Source organism: Sulfitobacter sp. CB2047 (genome assembly GCF_000735125.2).
Lineage (GTDB): Bacteria > Pseudomonadota > Alphaproteobacteria > Rhodobacterales > Rhodobacteraceae > Sulfitobacter > Sulfitobacter pontiacus.
In genome coordinates, this window is the sequence record NZ_CP072613.1 from 99,800 (window position 1) to 117,904 (window position 18,105).

General features: G+C 61.6%; 16 protein-coding genes. 9 read left to right on the forward strand and 7 right to left on the reverse strand.

The window, feature by feature from the left end; translation table 11 throughout:
• Positions 1 to 27: 27 nt before the first annotated feature.
• Complete coding sequence (locus tag IV89_RS00475; RefSeq protein ID WP_037941470.1) at positions 28 to 729, reverse strand: haloacid dehalogenase type II; 702 nt, start codon at positions 727 to 729, stop codon at positions 28 to 30.
• 169 nt (positions 730 to 898) lie between these two features.
• On the opposite strand from IV89_RS00475, the gene IV89_RS00480 reads away from it, so the two are divergent.
• The 6 genes from IV89_RS00480 (at position 899) to IV89_RS00505 (ending at position 7,942) form a co-directional block, all read left to right on the forward strand.
• Positions 899 to 1,879: a LacI family DNA-binding transcriptional regulator gene (locus IV89_RS00480; RefSeq protein ID WP_037941471.1), complete on the forward strand. Its 981-nt coding sequence runs from the start codon at positions 899 to 901 to the stop codon at positions 1,877 to 1,879.
• Between the two features lie 110 nt (positions 1,880 to 1,989).
• Positions 1,990 to 2,958: a TAXI family TRAP transporter solute-binding subunit gene (locus IV89_RS00485; RefSeq protein WP_037941472.1), complete on the forward strand. Its 969-nt coding sequence runs from the start codon at positions 1,990 to 1,992 to the stop codon at positions 2,956 to 2,958.
• A gap of 67 nt (positions 2,959 to 3,025) precedes the next feature.
• Positions 3,026 to 4,930 (forward strand): TRAP transporter fused permease subunit, encoded by a 1,905-nt coding sequence (locus tag IV89_RS00490; protein WP_037941473.1) that lies wholly within the window; start codon positions 3,026 to 3,028, stop codon positions 4,928 to 4,930.
• A 21-nt stretch (positions 4,931 to 4,951) separates the two neighbouring features.
• On the forward strand, positions 4,952 to 5,716 hold the full coding sequence (locus IV89_RS00495; RefSeq protein ID WP_037941474.1) for an aldolase/citrate lyase family protein: 765 nt from the start codon (positions 4,952 to 4,954) through the stop codon (positions 5,714 to 5,716).
• Positions 5,717 to 5,820: 104 nt separating this feature from the next.
• Positions 5,821 to 7,152 carry a histidinol dehydrogenase gene (hisD, locus tag IV89_RS00500; protein WP_037941475.1) on the forward strand — a complete coding sequence of 444 codons (1,332 nt, stop codon included), beginning with the start codon at positions 5,821 to 5,823 and terminating at the stop codon, positions 7,150 to 7,152.
• A 25-nt stretch (positions 7,153 to 7,177) separates the two neighbouring features.
• Positions 7,178 to 7,942, forward strand: a complete 765-nt coding sequence (locus tag IV89_RS00505) for an SDR family oxidoreductase (protein ID WP_037941476.1) — start codon at positions 7,178 to 7,180, stop codon at positions 7,940 to 7,942.
• 49 nt (positions 7,943 to 7,991) lie between these two features.
• Here the strand turns inward: IV89_RS00505 and IV89_RS00510 are convergent, their stop codons facing one another.
• The 6 genes from IV89_RS00510 to IV89_RS00535 are packed head-to-tail and all read right to left on the reverse strand — an operon-like array spanning position 7,992 to position 15,263.
• Complete coding sequence (locus IV89_RS00510) at positions 7,992 to 9,359, reverse strand: FAD-dependent oxidoreductase (RefSeq protein ID WP_037941477.1); 1,368 nt, start codon at positions 9,357 to 9,359, stop codon at positions 7,992 to 7,994.
• A complete protein-coding gene (locus tag IV89_RS00515; RefSeq protein ID WP_037941479.1) occupies positions 9,346 to 10,206 on the reverse strand; it encodes an isocitrate lyase/phosphoenolpyruvate mutase family protein in 861 nt (286 codons plus the stop codon). The genes IV89_RS00510 and IV89_RS00515 overlap by 14 nt, the downstream gene beginning before the upstream one ends.
• The gene (locus IV89_RS00520) at positions 10,203 to 10,805 is read right to left on the reverse strand and encodes an isochorismatase family cysteine hydrolase (protein WP_037941481.1); all 603 of its coding nucleotides are present in this window, start codon (positions 10,803 to 10,805) and stop codon (positions 10,203 to 10,205) included. Before IV89_RS00520 ends, IV89_RS00515 begins: the two co-directional genes overlap by 4 nt.
• Positions 10,802 to 12,868 carry a hydantoinase/oxoprolinase family protein gene (locus IV89_RS00525; protein ID WP_037941482.1) on the reverse strand — a complete coding sequence of 689 codons (2,067 nt, stop codon included), beginning with the start codon at positions 12,866 to 12,868 and terminating at the stop codon, positions 10,802 to 10,804. The genes IV89_RS00520 and IV89_RS00525 overlap by 4 nt, the downstream gene beginning before the upstream one ends.
• Positions 12,865 to 14,559: a hydantoinase B/oxoprolinase family protein gene (locus IV89_RS00530; RefSeq protein WP_005848598.1), complete on the reverse strand. Its 1,695-nt coding sequence runs from the start codon at positions 14,557 to 14,559 to the stop codon at positions 12,865 to 12,867. The genes IV89_RS00525 and IV89_RS00530 overlap by 4 nt, the downstream gene beginning before the upstream one ends.
• Complete coding sequence (locus IV89_RS00535) at positions 14,556 to 15,263, reverse strand: tautomerase family protein (protein WP_081858724.1); 708 nt, start codon at positions 15,261 to 15,263, stop codon at positions 14,556 to 14,558. The genes IV89_RS00530 and IV89_RS00535 overlap by 4 nt, the downstream gene beginning before the upstream one ends.
• On the opposite strand from IV89_RS00535, the gene IV89_RS00540 reads away from it, so the two are divergent.
• The 3 genes from IV89_RS00540 to leuD are packed head-to-tail and all read left to right on the forward strand — an operon-like array spanning position 15,264 to position 18,060.
• Positions 15,264 to 16,079: a GntR family transcriptional regulator gene (locus IV89_RS00540; RefSeq protein WP_037941484.1), complete on the forward strand. Its 816-nt coding sequence runs from the start codon at positions 15,264 to 15,266 to the stop codon at positions 16,077 to 16,079.
• A complete protein-coding gene (gene leuC / locus IV89_RS00545) occupies positions 16,076 to 17,473 on the forward strand; it encodes a 3-isopropylmalate dehydratase large subunit (RefSeq protein ID WP_037941485.1) in 1,398 nt (465 codons plus the stop codon). Before IV89_RS00540 ends, leuC begins: the two co-directional genes overlap by 4 nt.
• A complete protein-coding gene (gene leuD / locus IV89_RS00550) occupies positions 17,470 to 18,060 on the forward strand; it encodes a 3-isopropylmalate dehydratase small subunit (protein WP_037941486.1) in 591 nt (196 codons plus the stop codon). Before leuC ends, leuD begins: the two co-directional genes overlap by 4 nt.
• Positions 18,061 to 18,105: the final 45 nt, after the last annotated feature.

An 18,105-nucleotide genomic window follows, 5' to 3' on the forward strand; every position in this document is an offset into this window, starting at 1 on the left:
GCGACGGCGAACAGGGCTTTTTGCTGCCTACTTAGTCAACTTCTGTGCCTGGATGATCTGCTCGGCAAGCTTGGCGAGATCATGTGAGGTAAAGTCAGGTTCCGGTACGCCGGGCACGTGCAGGATGCTGTTATGTGGCCGCGCGATAAAGGCACCGCGGCACCCCACGGACTGCGCGCCGATGGTGTCCCAGATGTGACATGCGACCATGCACAGGCCTGAGATGTCGACGCCCAGACGGTCGGCAACCATCTGATATGTCGACGGATGTGGTTTGAAGTGACCAACCTCGGCTACGCTAAAGTGGTGGTCAAAAAGCGCAGCGATGCCAGCTTTTTCAAGGGGTGTCGGTGCGGGGGATGGGGCGGAGTTCGTCAGGGTCACAAGCGTGAACCCCGCGTCGCGCAATTTGGTCAAGGCCGGGGTCACATCGGCGTGGGCGGGCATCGATCCAATCAGTGACTTCAGCTCGGATACGTCGCTGTCCTGAATGGCGATGTTTCTATTGTCGCCAACCATCCGCAGGACACCGCCGGCCAGATCGCCGAAGGGAACATAGAGCCCGGACAAGGTCACTGTTTGCGAGTACAAGATCAGCTCTGGAAACCATTCGCGCAGGACCGCGGCATTGCCGAACACGCGGTCAAAGAACGGCTCTAGCGTCGCGATATCCAAAAGGGTTTCGTTTACGTCGAAAACAATGGTCGAAAAATCTGTGCGGTCTGGCATGGGGGCTTTCTGAGCGTGCTACTTTTCGGCAGCTTTCATCCAAGTATTTGAACACAATGGCGGGTACGTTTCACAATTGCACCCATGTCATTGCTTCGTCAAACTATGCGCGAGGTCAGCCGTCAGTCCCCATTTCGGGCAAGCGCAGCAATCGGGTGAGGCAATCGATATGAAAAAGGTCACTGCCAAAGATGTTGCCGCCCGCGCGGGCGTTTCGGTGTCTGCCGTGTCGCGCGCGTATCGGGGGAATGCCCCGATTGCCGAGGATAAGCGCAAAGCGATCTTTGCTGCTGCCACGGCGCTTGGCTACGTCAGCAAGGTCGATCAGGTGTTGGCCAAACAATCCAGCAACACGATCTCGATGGTGGTGAGCGAAATGCGAAACCCGTTCTATCCCATTGTGATGGACGAATTGACCCGAATGCTACCAGGGCGCGGGCTCAAGGCGATTATGCATGTGGTGCCAGCGGCCGAAGATGTGGACACGATGATCCGTCAAGTCATCGACTTCCGCACGCAGGGGGTCATTCTGGCAAGCTCCACAATCACCTCCGGGCTCGCGCGTGCCTGTCGTCAGAACGGAATTCCCGCCGTGTTGCTGAATCGCGTACAGACCGACAGTACCATGATGGCGGTGTGCTGCGACAATTACGGGGGCGCGCGAACGATAGCGCGGCGGTTTCTGGACGGTGGCCGACAGCGCATCGCCTTTATCGGTGGGCGGCGTGATACCTCGACGCATCTGGAACGCATGCGAGGGTTTCGCGACCAGTTGGAAGAGGCCGGACGCGAGATCGCTGTCCAGTTCGACGGCGGGTTCAGCTACCGCCAAGCCTATGCCGCTGCGCAAGAAATGTTGGTCCAGCGTCCGATGCCGGACGCCGTGTTCTGCGCCAATGACATCATGGCGATTGCCATGCTCGATGCTGCACGAAACAAAGGCATCTCGGTCCCCGGTGATCTGGCTGTCATCGGGTTCGACGACATTCCGATGGCGGCGTGGGAATCCTACCGGCTGACCACAATGCGCCAGCCACTGCGCCGCATGCTGGATCAAGCTGTAGATATCATATTAAGCGCCGAGAGCTATGTCGGGACCGGTGATATCCGTGTTTTGGCGGGTGAACTCCAAGAACGTCAAAGCGGGTAGTGAAATTATTTCATTAACGCAGACAGGAATTGCATAGCGGCTATGCACTGTGGCTAACCTCCGTTCGAACGTCCCTATCGGGATCGTTTCATGATATTTGGAGGATACCCATGAAACTACGCAACTTCGCTGTCGCCGCTGCACTGTCCCTTGCCGGGCTTGGGGTGGCTTTGCCCGCTCAGGCTGAAACGCGGCTCGCTTTCGGTGCGACCAATTCGCAAAGCGCGCATTATGCCTATTTCGCCTCGCTCGCGAAAATCATCAACTCTGCCTATCCGGATGCCTATCAGGCGTCGGTCGTGGAAACGGGTGCTACGGTCGATAACCTCAAACGCATGGCGCGCGACCAGCTGGATATCGGGCTGATCACGACGTCGACGCTGTATCACGCCTACAATGGCATCAAGAGCTTCGACGGCAAACCGATCGAATCCAAACTCCTGTGGGCCTATTCTCTGGCACCGCAGAACGTCGTCGTTCGCCGCGATTCCGGTATCGAGAAACTGTCGGATATCGACGGCAAGAAGTTCGGACCGGGCATGCGTGGGTCGTCGACCGAGGCCACGGCCTTGGCTGTGTTCGACCTGCTGGAAATCTCGCCTGATTGGGTGCGCGGGACCAACAGTGAACAGGCCAACGCCATCAAAGACGGCCGGTCCGAAGGCTTCGTCAAAAGCGCCGTGGGAACGTCTTTCGATGCGCTTACCACCGATATCGCGGCCTTCACACCGCTGACAGCGCTTGGCATCGACGACGCGCAAGAAGCCAAGATCCGCGAAGCGCTGCCGGAGCTTTCCATCGTGGACATGCCGGGCGGCGAGATGGAGAACACAGGCCCTTACAAGGTCTGGGGATTCATGATCGGTGTCTCTGCGCGCCCCAATATGGACGACCAGACGGCCTATGACCTGACCAAAGCCGTGATGGAGAATATGGACGAGCAATCCGCCGCTTTCCCGACGGTAAAGGGTTTGAACCTGCCAGAGCTGACCCTGCAATACGCAACCAGCCCGCTGCATCCTGGTGCCATCCGCTACTACGAGGAAATCGGCCTGACCGTGCCTGCGCGCCTCAAGTAAAAGACCTGACCTCAAAAGGGGCGGCGTGTGTCGCCCCTCTATTTACCATTTTCGCCAAGGTGCCGTGATGCATACTCTTCCGATCTTCGCTCATTTTCGACAGACCGCCATCGCGGCTCTTGCAGTGCTTCTGGGGGTGTTTGTGTTCTACACCTCTTTCAACGGGCCGTTTGAATCGCTCGTGCAGCGTGCGATCTTTGTGATGATGATCACCGCCCTTGCTGTGCTGATGCACCCGCTTTTCGAAGGCAGCCGCCTGCGCCCGCTTGGTATCGCGATCGATGCGGTAATCGTCGGCGTGGTGACGGTGTCAGGTGCCTATATCATAGCCAACTACGAAACCATTATGAACGATCTGCCTTGGGCGAACGGTTGGGATATGGTCATGGGGTTCGGCACATTGGCCTGCGTGCTTGAACTGGCAAGGCGCAGCTCCAACTGGGTGTTCCCCCTTATCGTCATCGCGGCTGTGACCTATGCATTCTTCGGCTATTTGATCCCCGGCCAATTCGGGCACCGTGGCTTTGACGCCGGCTATCTCACCGAGATCATCTTCCTGTCCGACCGTGGCCTATGGGGTATGCTGGTCAATGTGGCCTCGACGACGCTGGCAGCATTTGTGCTGTTCGGCGCGATCCTGTTGCACACGGGCGCAGGCGAGACATTCTTTGACCTCTCGGCCCGTTTGGGTGGCTCCCGGCCCGGTGGGGCGGCGAAAATCGCGACCTTCGCATCGGGCTTCTTTGGGGCGATCAACGGCTCGACCGTCGCCAATGTCGCAACGACGGGGAACTTCACCATTCCCCTGATGAAGCGGCTGAAATACCCCCCTGCCTATGCCGGCGCGGTAGAGGCTATCGCATCGACCGGCGGGCAGCTCGCCCCCCCGATCATGGGGACTGCCGCCTTTGTCATGGCCGAGCTTGTGGGCGTGAATTACTGGTCAATCGCGCTTGCGGGCGTTGTGCCTGCGCTGTTGTTCTACCTTGGCATCTATTCAACCGTTCACGTCATCGCGCGCCGTCAGGGCTTTCGTCCGGTGACGTCCGAAGATCTACCCGACTGGCGCGGTGCCATGACCTTTGCGCGGCTCGCCCCTATTGTCGCCGCTTTGCTGGGGCTTGGATTTGGCGTCCTCAACGGCAATTCCGTCGAGCTGACGGCCTGTTACGGCATGATTGCCATGTTGGTGGCTGTCCTTGTCGCGCGGATCTCGAGTGGTGAGGATCCCCGTGCCGTCATCGGCATTATCATTCGCGCGCTGGAAGCGGGCGGAAAAGGTGTTGTCATTGTCGGTATCCTTCTGGTCGGCGCACAGGTGTTTGTCGCCATGATCAACCTCACCGGGTTTGGCGTCGCGGTAACAGCAGCGGTGTTGGCGATCGGGCAGGGGCAAATCTGGCTTATTGCCGGGCTCATGGCCATTGTCTGCCTGATCGCGGGCATGGGCCTGCCGACCTCGGCAGCCTACGTCATGGTCGCGGCTGTTTTCGCACCGGCGCTGATCCAACAGGGTATTGATCCGCTCGTGGTGCACATGTTTGTGCTCTACTACGCGGCGCTGTCGGTCATCACGCCGCCTGTCTGCCTTGGTGTTTTCGTTGCGGCGACCATTGCGCAGGCGCCGTGGATGAAGGTCGCGGGCGAGACGTTGCGCCTTGGGGCGACCGCATATGCCTTGCCAATGCTGTTCCTCGCCTATCCCGGCATGTTGGGCGGTGGCGAAGCCGGAGACATCTTGCGTGCCATCCTGTCAGGGGGCGTTTTCGCCTTGGGCGTTGCGCATCTTCTGGGCGGCGCACGGCTGCCTTGGGGCGGTTTGTCGCGGCTGCTTTGGGTCGTGCCGATTGGGCTTGCGCTGATGCCGCCTTGGCCGGCGACGGCGGCAGCCGCGATCGTGTTCGCGGTCTTGGTGGTCTTCTCTCGCAAAGCCTTGGGCGCTGCGGAAAATATCGAAATGCAAACGGCTTGAGGGCCAAGGAGGGTACTGGAAATGATGACGAATGCTGAATTCAAGGCGCGGCTGGTCGCACGAGAGCCCATGCTCGGGGCTTTCATCAAAACGCCCCATCCGATCGTGATCGAAATCATGGCCCGGGCAGGGTTCGATTTCCTCGTCGTCGATGCAGAGCACGCGCCCTTTGATCGGGGCACCGTTGACGCCATGACAATGGCCGGACGTGCCGAAGGGTGCCCCATCGTGGTGCGCGTGCCAGTGGCAACAGCGGATTGGGTGCTCAATGTGCTGGACGGCGGCGCGGCCGGTGTCATGGTGCCTCATGTCGAAACCGCAGCGCAGGCCAAAGAACTGGCGCGCGCCGTGACTTACGGGCCCGGCGGGCGTGGTTTTGCCGGCACGTCACGGGCGGCCGACTATGCAGGCCGCAGCCTGAAAGAGCATCTGTCCGTGGCGCGAAGTGAAGTCGCCTTGATCTGCCAGATTGAAGACCCCGACGGCGTGGTCAACCACAGTGAAATTGCGGATGTAGACGGCGTAGATGCGCTCTTTATCGGGCGCGCTGATCTGGCCGTTTCTCATGGTCTGTCCGATTTCTTTGCGCCTGAAGTGGCAAAGATGACGCGGGACATCCTTTCCGTGACAGGGGCGGCCACGGGACTCTATTGCGCCCCGACAGAGCCCCTAGACGCGCACCGCGACGCCGGCGGGAGCTTCTTTGTCGTGGGGTCCGAACACACGCTCATGCAATTGGGCGGTGCAGCGCTTGTGGAAGATTTCAAAAAGAGAGACGCGCGCTGACATGACTATGAAATAATTGCAGCATATTCAGAAAATATTGCAACTCGGATTGGTCAGCCTACAAATGACCTATCACTGCCAGCGCCTGACCAAAGGACCGAACCATGACAATTACCTACCTCAAGAAGGGCAAATCCGATGCTGCCCGTGCCGATGACGACGCCAAGACCCGTGCGGTCGTCGAGCAGACCTTGCAGGACATCGAAACGCGCGGCGACACAGCGGTGCGCGAATTGAGCGAAAAGTTCGACAGCTACAGCCCGGAAACCTTCCGGCTAAGCCAGCAAGAGATTGACGGCCTGATCGGTCAGCTCAGCCCACGCGAATTGCAGGACATTCAGTTTGCGCAAGAGCAGGTCGTGAATTTTGCCCGCGCGCAACGCGCTTCCATGACCGACATCGAAGTAGAGACGCTTCCGGGGGTTATTCTGGGGCACAAGAATATCCCGGTTCAATCCGTCGGCTGCTACATTCCGGGCGGGAAATTCCCCATGGTCGCCAGCGCGCATATGTCCGTCGCCACGGCCAAGGTTGCCGAAGTACCGCGCATTGTGGCCTGCACGCCGCCCTTCAACGGGAAACCAAACCCAGCTGTTATTGCCGCCATGCATTTGGGCGGGGCGGATGAAATCTATGTCATGGGCGGGATCCAGGCGGTCGGGGCTATGGCGCTTGGCACAGAGACGATCGATCCGGTACACATGCTGGTTGGCCCCGGCAATGCCTTCGTCGCCGAGGCCAAGCGCCAGCTTTACGGACGGGTGGGTATTGATCTCTTCGCCGGCCCGACCGAGACGATGGTTATCGCGGATGAGACAGCAGCGGATGCCGAGCTGTGCGCGACCGATCTCTTGGGGCAGGCGGAACACGGCTATAACTCCCCTGCCGTTTTGCTGACCAATTCGCGTCAATTGGCCGAGGATACTTTGGCCGAGATTGACCGGCTGCTGCACATTCTCCCGACAGCGGCCACAGCCCAGACAAGCTGGGAGGAATACGGCGAGGTGATCGTCTGTGATACCTACGACGAGATGTTGCAGGTGGCGGATGATATCGCGTCGGAGCATGTGCAGGTCATGACGGACCGTGATGACTGGTTCTTGGAAAACATGACCTGCTATGGCGCGCTGTTTTTGGGCCCGCGTACGAATGTCGCCAATGGCGATAAGGTGATCGGGACCAACCACACGCTGCCCACGCATAAGGCGGGGCGCTATACAGGGGGCCTTTGGGTTGGTAAATTCCTCAAGACCCATTCCTATCAGAAGATTATGACGGATGAGGCTGCAGCAATGGTCGGGGCCTATGGTTCGCGTCTATGCATGTTGGAAGGCTTTGTGGGGCACGCCGAACAATGCAATGTCCGCGTGCGGCGCTATGGCGGTGAGAACGTACCGTATGGCGAAGCCGCAAGCTACCGCGACGCGGCCGAGTAGACCGCTGTTAACATAGGAGATCTTGATGCAACTTCCGTCCTTTGCCGGGTTTGACCTTTCGGGGAAACGCGCGTTTGTGACCGGTGCCACGTCTGGCATCGGCCTGGGGGCCGCGACGGCCTTGGCCAGGGCGGGGGCGCATGTCGTCTGCGCCGCGCGCAGGGCCGGGCCGTTGGGAGAGTTGCACGCGGCGATGAAGGCCGAGGGCCTGAGCTGCGAGACGCAAGAGCTCGACATCACCGATGTGGATGCGACCCGCGCGGCGTTTGCCGGCCTTGGGGCGGTTGACATCGTGGTCAATTCCGCCGGCATGGCCCGCCACGGGCCTGCGCTCGACACCACGCCCAAGGATTTCGACGCCGTCATGAATGTTAACCTTCGGGCAGCCTATTTCCTTTCCACGGCCGCCGCCGACCAAATGATCGCAGCGGGCCGTCCCGGTTCGATCATCCATGTGAGCAGTCAGATGGGCCATGTCGGCGGCATTGATCGGGGGGTCTACTGCGCATCGAAGCACGCTTTGGAAGGGATGGTGAAAGCGATGGCAATCGAATGGGGCCCAAAGGCGGTGCGCATCAACACGCTATGCCCGACCTTCATCCGTACGCCTTTGGGAGAGCAAACCTTATCCGATCCCACGCGTCTGGCTTGGATTGAAGAAAAGATCAAACTGGGCCGCGTCGGCGAGATCGAGGATATCATGGGCCCGATCGTCTACCTCGCGAGCGATGCTTCTGCCATGGTGACGGGCACAGCCTTGATGGTCGATGGCGGTTGGACAGCCGAGTAAGGGACAAAGCGGTCAACGACCGCGCGAGACGCAGGATGGTGGCAAAACCCTATCCGCCCCCCGCGATGTACCCGAGCGTGACAGCCGCGAGCAAGCCGTTGCCCGACAGATAGCCGCTGTCGCCCTTGCCTGATACTCCGCAAGCGGCCCCGCCAGCGGCATATAGATTGTCGAATGTGCCACCCTCTGCCCTGCGCACCTTGGCCGTCGTCGGGTCAACCTCAAGCCCGCCTTGCGTGTGAAAAAGCGCGCCGGTCACCTTCACCGCGCAGAAGGGGGAAGAAAGGGACGCCGCACCCCATGTGCGGCCAAAGGCATCCCGCCCGCCCGCCGGAATATCAGTGATCGTTTTCGCCAAAACATCTGCGGGCAATCCGGCCTTTTCAGCCAGTGTTTCGACCGTATCCCCTGTGATCACCGCCCCTTGGGCCTCGGCGTTCTTGAAATCCTCGAACTGGCGGGCAATCTCGGCGATGCGGGCGTCGAATATGGTCCACGCCACGCCGTCAGGCTGCGCCAGCACTGCCCGCGCCGCTTCGGAGTAGCCCTGCGCTTCGTTCCAGAACCGCGTGCCGCTGGTATTCACCTGAACGCCGCCTTCGGTGATTGTGGCCCATGTGATCAGGATGCCATGAGGGTGGGCGACATTGCCGTGCCCCTGATAGGCACCCAGATGACGGCGGCGGGCGCCAAGCGCCTCGCCCCAGCTGATCGCCTCTCCCCGGTTGCCGTCATGGCCGAACCAGATCGCGTCCGCGATATCCGGCATGTGGTGGGCGACCATGGCGCGGTTGCCGCCGAACCCGTTGCACGCAAGGATCAGCCGGTCGCAGCCGATATCCTCGCCGCTTTGGTCAGGCAACGACACCCGCGCCCCTGCGAGCGTTGCCCCTGCCGCATAAAGCCGAATGGCGCGGCGGTTGCAGATCAGCGGAATATCAAGCGCCTCGATCCGCGCGCGCAGGGCGTCGATCAATTCGCGCCCCGACCGTGAGGGCAGCCCGTGCATCCGCCGTTGGCTGTGACCGGGGTAATCAAAGTCACGCACGAGGGAGAATGGCAGCCCATGTGTTTCGACAAGCCAGTCGATGACCTGAGGGGCGGTGCGGGCCATCGCGGTGACCAGCGCATCATCGTTTTCGTGGTGCGCCTTGGCCTGAATGTCGGTGGCAAAAACGTCGGGGCTGTCGCTGATCCCCGCGTCCTGTTGCAGGCGCGTCCCTGCCGCGGGGATCAACCCGGCGCTCAGCGCGGTAGAGCCGGTGGGGATCGCGTCGGCCTCTAGCAGCAGCACATCCTGACCCGCCTCATGCGCCGCCAGCGCCGCGATCATCCCGCAGGCCCCCGCGCCGATGATCAGGGTTTCGACCTTTAGATCGAAAGCCGACGGCGGGGCGGCGACATCAGGATTTGCCATCGAACCGCTTTCCAAGGGCCAGCATCTCGGGGGTGCCAATCGCGGCATTCAACCCGTCGAAATCATGCATCCGGTCGGAAAACGCTTTGTTAGAGCCGGTTGCCTTCAGGCTCGCGTAATAGTCCTGCGCCGATCTCGCCAAAGCGCGCACGATGCCGCCGGGGAAAATCACGATATCGAAGCCCATATCCTCGAGCGTGGTCGCCGAAGAGATCGGGGTCGCGCCGCCTTCCACCATATTGGCCAGCAGCGGGACACGCCCCTTGAAGGTATCGGCGATGCGCGAAAGCTCTCCGCTGTCGCGAGGGGCCTCGATGAATAGCACATCGGCACCGGCGTCGATATAGCTGCCCGCGCGATCAATCGCCGCGTCAAAGCCTTCTACCGCGATGGCGTCGGTGCGGGCGATGATCAGCGTATCGTGGCGGCGCGCATCGGCCATGGCGGCGATCTTGCCAGCCATTTCCTCTTTCGAAATCAGCGATTTATCAGACAGATGGCCGCATTTTTTGGGGTAGGTCTGATCCTCTACCTGCAAAGCAGAGGCCCCCGCGCGTTCATAGCTTTGCATCGTGCGCCGCGCGTTCAGTGCATTTCCGAAACCGGTGTCGGCATCCATGATCACCGGCAGGTCTGTGCGATCGGCAATCAACGCCATCGTATCGGTCATCTCGGACGCGGTGCTGAGCCCGATGTCGGGGCGGCCCAAACGGGTATAGGCAACCGCTGCACCGGAAAGATACAGCGCCTCGAACCCCGCGTCGGTGGCAAGGGCGGCGGTCAGCCCGTCATAGACACCGGGGGCGATCAGAATATCGGGGGCGGTCAGGCGTTGGCGCAGGGTCATTGGGCACCTCCGACAGCGGCGGTGGCTTCGGCGCAGGTCATCACCTGCGTCACCGACCCCAGCGAGGTCAGCGTCGCCTCGTGCACGTCCTGTTTGAACGCGGCGCAACCGTCCGACAGCAGCACCGTATGGATGTCGCGCAGATGGGCATCCCGCACGGTACTGGCGACACCGCCGTTGGTGACGATGCCGCCGATGATCAGCGTGTCGATCTTCATCGCGCGCAGCACATATTCAAGCCGTGTCTGGTAAAAGGCGGAGTAGGCGACTTTCTCGATCGTGAAATCCGCCGGGGCGAGCGTATCTACCAGCGCGTGGCCGAAGCCGCCCGGGGTAAAGTCGCCCTTGGTCAGGAAGGGGCGCAGTTTCTTGAGATGCGCGGCGATCAGCGGTTCGTCATCGCGTCCCGGTACCAGCGTGAACTGCGCCGAGATATAGGTGCCGCCCGCCTTGGTCAGCGCGGACTTGAGCGGCGCGATCCGGTCGGGCAGGGCGAGGATGCTCTCGGCCGCCTGACCCGCACGGCCATAGGCGCCTTCCGGATGCAGGAAATCATTTTGCAGGTCGATGGTCAGCAAAGCGGTCGTGGCAGGGGTCATGCGGTGGCCCTTTCGATCAGAGTGTTGCCGTAGGCGTCGACTTTGCCGACCAGTCCGGGTTCGATCAACACGGTTGTGTCAGGTTGTTCAAGGATTGCGGGGCCGGGGACTTCGGCACCGACCGGCAAGGAAAGACGGTGATAGAGCTTCGTCTCGTGCCATTGACCGTCAAAGTGGACCTGCCGCGTGCCTTTCAGCGCGTCTTCAACGCTGCCACCGACGGGGGCGAGCGTGGACAGATCAAAGCGCGGGCGCCGTCCGGTGATGGCAGAGCGCAGGTTGATCACCCGTCGCGTGCCATTCTCAAGCAGCCGCCCATAGGTGGCGCGGTAGGCGCTGTCGAATGCCGCCGAGATATCGTCCTCTGTCGGGGGTGTCACTGTGCCATCGGTCACGGTCACCGGCAGTGTCACCGATACCGTATGCGTCTGGCCGAGATAGGCCATATCAAGCGTGAACTCCGTATCGCGCCGTTCAAAATGGGTGCGCGCGGCTTCAAGCGTGGCAAGCCCGTCATCAACGTGGGTTTGCATGAAACCGGTCAGCGCCCCAAGGTCGATGCCCGACAGAGTCGAGTTGATGGTTTGCACGAAATCCTGCCGCATATCCGCGATGACGCAGCCCATGGCAGATGTTACCCCCGGGTAACGCGGCACGATGGACCGCGCCAGACCGACCTCTGCCATCATGGCACCGGAATGCAGCGCACCACCGCCCCCAAAGGGCATGAACGCAAAGCGTTTTGGATCAAACCCGCGCTCGATAGAGACAAGTCGCAGCGCGCCGGCCATGCGGCTGTTGGCCACGCGCAAGATCGCCTCGGCGGCTTGTAGGGCGTCAAGCCCAAGGGGGGTGCCCACATGTTCAAGGATCGCGGCCTTTGCCGCCTCCACGTCCAGCCGGTCCAGCTTGCCGCCGATGGGGTTGTCGGGATCAATACGGCCCAGAACGACATTGGCGTCGGTCACAGTGGGGCGCGTGTTCCCCTGACCATAGGCGACAGGGCCGGGCGTGGACCCGGCGCTTTCCGGCCCGATATTCAGCAAGCCGCCCTTATCGACCCAAGCGATGGAGCCACCGCCCGCGCCGATTGTCGCAATCTCGATCATGGGGGACCGGACCACCATGCCGAAGTCGATCGAGGTCTGCTGCGACAGCATCGACTGGCCCTTGGCGATCAGGCTCACATCGAAAGAGGTGCCGCCCATGTCGCCGGTGATGATATCGGGAAAACCGGCGGCTTCGGCGATGTAACCCGCGGCGATGACCCCCGCTGCCGGACCCGACAGCGCCGTGCGCACGGGCAGACGCGCTGCGGTCGCCGCGTCCATCACCCCGCCATTGGACTGCACGATCATGAACTCGCCTGCAAACCCGTCCTGTTTCAGCGCGGTTTCAAGCCGCGCGAGGTAGCCAGAGACTTCGGGTTGCAGATAGGCGTTCAACGCGGTGGTAGAGAACCGTTCGAACTCGCGGATCTCGGGCAGGATTTCGCTTGAGGCCGAGACATGGGCATTCGGCCACATGGCGCGCACGGCTTCGACCGCCAGTCTTTCGTTTTCGGCATTGGCATAGCTGTTGGCAAAGAGGATCGCACAGGCAAGACAGCCCTGATCCAGCAGCTCTTGCGCGGCGGCTTGCACCGCCTCGAGGTCCACCGCCTGACGGATCGTGCCATCGGCAAGCGTGCGTTCCGGTACTTCAAGGCGCAAGGCGCGATCGACAACGGGCGTGAAATCCCCTCGCAGGCCCCAAGTGCGCGGCCGGTCACGGCGGCGCATTTCCAGCACGTCGCGCAGGCCCATCGTGGTGATCACGCCGATCTTGGCACCTTTGCGTTCCAGCAGCGCATTGGTGCCGGCCGTGGTGCCATGCACGACGACAGAGACAGTCGACAGATCATCGACCCGCGATCCGATGCCCGACAAAAAGCCCGCCGATTGGTCGGGGCGCGAGGTGGGAACCTTGGCAACCTGCGCGCTGCCTGTCGCCTCGTCCAGAACGAAGATATCGGTGAAGGTGCCGCCGACATCGACGCCGATCATGCGGTTTGCGCTGGTCATTGGGTCACCTCTTTCCAGTCAGGGCCATAGGTCTGTGTCGCGTAGTCGGGTGTCAGCAGGCCGCCCGCCACGTCGCGGGCCACATCGGCCGCAGCACGGTTTGCGGGCGCGCCATAGCCGCCCCCGCCGGGGGTATCGAGCCGTACGGACTGGCCGCGTTGCAGCTTGATGCCCACCATTTTCGAGGCCATGGGCGGGGCGTGCCAGCCGTCGTCTTGTTCGTACTCAAACCGGTTCAGCGCCGCGTCGCCCCCGCCTGCGACCCCTTTCGGCGCAAAGCGTCCGCGTTCGCCGAACAGAAAGGCGGTGGCGGATTCCTCAAGCACTTCGATCTCGTAGGTGGCCCCCATGCCGCCGCGATGCTGACCCGCACCGGCGCTGTCGGGGCGTAGGGCCCATTGTTTGAACATCACCGGATAGGCGGATTCGAGGATCTCCATCGGGGGGATGGTCGCGGTGGAGATCGGCGCATTGCCGTGGTTCAGCCCGTCCCCTTCGGGAGAGCCCCCATGCCCGCCGCCGTAAAAGCTGAACATCACCCAGGGTTGCCCATTCGCGCGTTTGCCCGAAATCGACAGCGCGTTGATCGTGCCATACGCGTTGGCAACCACGCGGTCCGGTGCCGCCTGCGACGCGGCGGAAAAGATCACATCGACCATCCGCAGGATCGTTTCGGTATAGCCGCCGACCGGCGCCGGGAAGGGGGCGGACAGCAGCGACCCTTCGGGGATCTTCACCTCGATCGGGCGCATCACACCGGCGTTGGCGGGCAGGCTGGGAAAGATATGTTTGATCGCGACATAGGCCGTGGCCACCGCCGTGGGGAGCGCGATATTGACCGGCCCTGCACAGCGGTCTGCCGTGCCGGTGAAATCCAGCAGCATCTGATCGCCCTTGATCTCGAGCGCGACCTTGATCGGCAGCGGCGTATCGGTGATGCCGTCGTTATCCAGAAAATCCTCTGCCTCCCAGCGTCCATCTGGCAGGTCTGTCAGCTCTGTCCGCATCAGGGTTTCGGCGCGGTCCTGCAGCGCATCCAACGCCGCGCGCACTGTGTCGGCACCGTATTCCGCCAGCAGTTCGTCCAGACGTTTTTTGCCCAGATCAAGCGCGCCGAGCTGGCCGTTCAGATCGCCTTGGGCCGATTGCGGCAGGCGGGTGTTGCGCATCAGGATGTCGATAATGTCGGTCTGGACCTTGCCCGCTTTGGCAAGACGCACAGGGGGCAGGACGAAGGCTTCTTGGAAGGCGTCGGTTGCGGCGGGGTTGTAGTTGCCCGGCACCGCGCCGCCCACATCATGCCAATGCCCGACCGAGGCGAGATAGCAAAACAGTTTGCCGTCGTGAAAATAGGGGCGCACCAACCGCATGTCGGACAGGTGAGTGCCGCCCAGATGGGCATCGTTGAAGATATAGATGTCGCCGTCTTCCAGATCGCCATTCTCGGCCGCTTTGTCGATCACCGCCTTCACGGCAAATGACATCACCCCGACAAAGATCGGCAGCCCGGACTTGCCCTGCACCAGCGTGTCGCCCGACACCGCATGATACAGCCCGTGCGACGCGTCATGTGCTTCGGCGATGATCGGGTTAAAGGCGGCGCGGAACAGGGTTGCGTCCATTTCGTCGGCAATCTGTTCCATCCGTCCGGCCAGAACGGCCAGTGTAATCGGGTCGATGTCTTGGGTCATGATTGGGCCTTTGTTTCTGCGATGTCATTCCAGACGTCTTGGCGGGTGATGAAGCCGTCGGTGACTTCGAAGCGGTCGATAAAGCGAATATCGGAGAAGGCGGTCCCGTCGGGCCATTCGCCTGACAGCGTGCCGTGGCAATAGACGACCGTGGCCGGCCCGTCGCCGGGCGCAAGGTCAATGGAGGCAATGGTTTTCTTGACGAAGCGATAGCGCGGCGCGGCCCACTCCAGCAGATCATCAAGCTCTGTCATAGGCGCGGCACCGGGGAGGTGCATGGTGAACCCGTCGCCTAAAAGCGTGCGGGCGGTAACGATGTCGCGCTGCTCCATCGAGTGCAGGTACCGCGCCACCATCGACGGGGCATCCGGCAGGGCGGGGGCGGGCGACCGGTGCTGGCCGCCGCGCATATAATCGGTGGCGGGCATCTCCTTGATCATCACTGTCACCGCATCCGGTGTCGCGGGAATCACCGTGCGGGCGGCATTGGTCAGCGCCTTGCACAGCCTTGTTTTCTGGGCTGCGTCATACCCTTGCAGCACATGAATCTCGATGATCGGCATAAAGCCTCCTGCGTCAGATCTGTATTTTTTGTAATACAGATAATTAAATGTGCATAGATCAAATAATTTGATTTTTGTCAGATAGATTTCTTGCTTTTGAAAAAACTCTTTGTAGGGTTGGAAGGGATTGGAAGGATTCAAATGACACTTCAAAGCACATCTTCGAAGGGCAGGGGGCTTCCCGAAGGGGGGAAGGCGCGGCGCGTTTACCTGCATCTGCACGAAGAGATCATGCGCGGCGTCTACGCTGCCGGTGCGGTTTTGCCCGGCGAGCAAAAGCTGGCGGTGACGCTGGATGTATCGCGGGTGACCGTGCGCCGTGCGCTGGACGCGCTGGAAGGGGACGGGCTGATCTCGCGCCGTGCCGGATCGGGGACGACTGTTTGCGCGCCCAAGGTGCAGCCCGCGCTTGCAGCGGATTTCAATACATTGATGCCGCAGTTGGTCGAGATGGGGCAGAACACCACCGCGCGGCTTTTATCCTTTAGCTATGGTGCCGCGCCGGGCAGTGTGGCCACCGCGATGGGGCTGGATGCGCAAGCGCGTGTACAGGTTGCGGTGCGTCTGAGGTTGGTGGAAGGGGAGCCGTTTTCCCACCTGACCACCTGGGTGCCCGAAGATATCGCACATAACTATACAGAGGCAGAGCTGGCGACGACGCCGCTTTTCCGCTTGCTGGAGCGGTCTGGCGTCAAGGTTGATTCAGCCCATCAAACGGTAAGCGCGACCCTCGCGTCGCCCGATGTGGCGGATGCCCTCGGGGTCAGCGTCGGCGCGCCGCTGCTGTCGCTGGACCGTGTGGTGAAGGATGAGGATGGACGCGGGGTTGAATACCTGTCTGCGCTCTACCGCCCCGATATGTTCCGCCTTGAAATGGCGCTGAGCCGTGTCGGCGCAGGCGAGGCGCGCCATTGGGAACCGGTGGTGAAACCGGGCCGGAAGGGGGCTGCAGAATGACCGCGCCGCAGACCCTCTTTGGCAAGCTTTGGGCCGCACATGAGGTGATGCGACGCGATGATGGCACGTCACTGCTATGGGTCGATCGACATCTGGTGCACGAAGGATCGCACCACGCATTTGTGAAACTGGAGAGCCGCGGCATGAAGGTCGCCGCCCCTGATCTGACCTTTGGGGTCGTCGATCACTATGCCCCCACCCGCGCCGGCGAGATGGCGGCGGATATCCGGCGGATGATCGACACATTGGGGCGCAACGCCAAGGCGCAGGGCATCCGGCTATTCGATCTGCGCGATCCGGGGCAGGGCATTGTGCATGTGATCGGCCCCGAACAGGGGCTGACCTTGCCGGGGCTGCTGATCAATTGCGGCGACAGCCATACCTCTACTCATGGGGCCTTTGGTGCGCTGGCCTTTGGCGTCGGTGCGACAGAGGTGGCGCATATTCTGGCGACGCAGACAATCTGGCAACAACGCCCCAAAACGATGCGGATCACCGTGGACGGCGAACTGGGGGCCGGTGTCACAGCCAAAGATCTGGCGCTGCACTGGATCGCAGAGCTGGGGGCCGATGGCGCACGCGGCCACGCGATTGAATATGCCGGCCCCGCTGTCCGCGCATTGAGCATGGAGGGGCGCCTGACGCTGTGCAATCTCAGCATCGAAGGGGGTGCGCGGTTGGGGTTGGTGGCCCCGGATCAGGTGACATTCGATTATATCAAAGGGCGCAACTTTGCCCCGAAAGGCGCGGATTGGGAGGCGGCCCTGCGGGACTGGTCCCAGCTTGCGACTGACAAAGATGCCCGTTTCGACCGCGAGGTTGCAATCAACGCCAGCGATATCGCGCCAACCGTGACCTGGGGCACCTCCCCCGAAGAGGCGCTGCCCATCACCGGACATGTACCTGATCCGGCACGGCTGTCGGGCAGCAAACAGGCGCAGGCGCGCGCGGCGCTGGAGTATATGGCGCTGGAACCGGGAATGGCGCTGGACAAGATTGCAGTGGATCAGGTGTTTATCGGATCGTGCACCAATGGCCGGATCGAAGACCTGCGCCTAGCCGCCAAAGTATTGGCAGGGCGCAAGGCCGTTGTGCCGGGGTTGGTGTCGCCCGGATCGGCGCAGGTCAAGAAGCAGGCCGAAGCCGAAGGGCTGGCCGACGTGTTTACCCAAGCGGGGCTTGAATGGGCTGCATCGGGCTGTTCGATGTGTGTCGGCATGAATGGCGATCGGGTCGAGGCGGGGAAACGCTGCGCGTCCTCGACTAATCGTAACTTCAAGGGCCGTCAGGGACGCGGGGCGCGGACCCATCTGATGAGCCCCGCCATGGTCGCCGCCGCCGCAGTGACCGGGCACCTCGCCGATGTGCGCCCGCTGCTGGAGGGACGCGCATGACCGGCTGGACACAGATCAATGGCACCGCCGTCGCGCTGCCGCAGGAAAACGTCGATACCGATCAGCTTATACCGGCGCGCTTTATGTCGGCACCGCGGGCTGACGGCTATGGCAAGTTCCTGTTGCATGACTTGCGTCAGGATGCGGCGGATCATGTGCTTGATCGCCATGCGGGGGCAGATGTGTTGATCACGCGGCGCAACTTCGGCAGCGGCTCAAGCCGCGAGGCGGCGGTCTATGCGCTGGTTGATTTCGGGATCAGGGCCGTCTTTGCCCCGAGCTTTGGCGACATCTTTCAAAGCAATGCCGTCAACAATGGACTGCTGCCCGCCCGTGTGAGCGATGCAGAGATTGACGCCCTGCTGGACGCGATCGGCACCGATGCTGTCAGCGCGACAGTGGATTTGGAAAAATGTGCAGCGGTGATCGCGGGGCATACCCTGACGTTCGAACTGGATCCCGTCTGGCAAGAGAAACTGGTGAACGGTTGGGATGATATCGACCTGACCGCCCAGCATAACGACCGCATCAAAAATTTTCGCACGGCACGGTTTGCCGCGCACCCGTGGGCAGTGCCCGCATCCTAAGACGTGCTGATCCCCGCAAGAGGGACAGGACGGCAACATAACGGG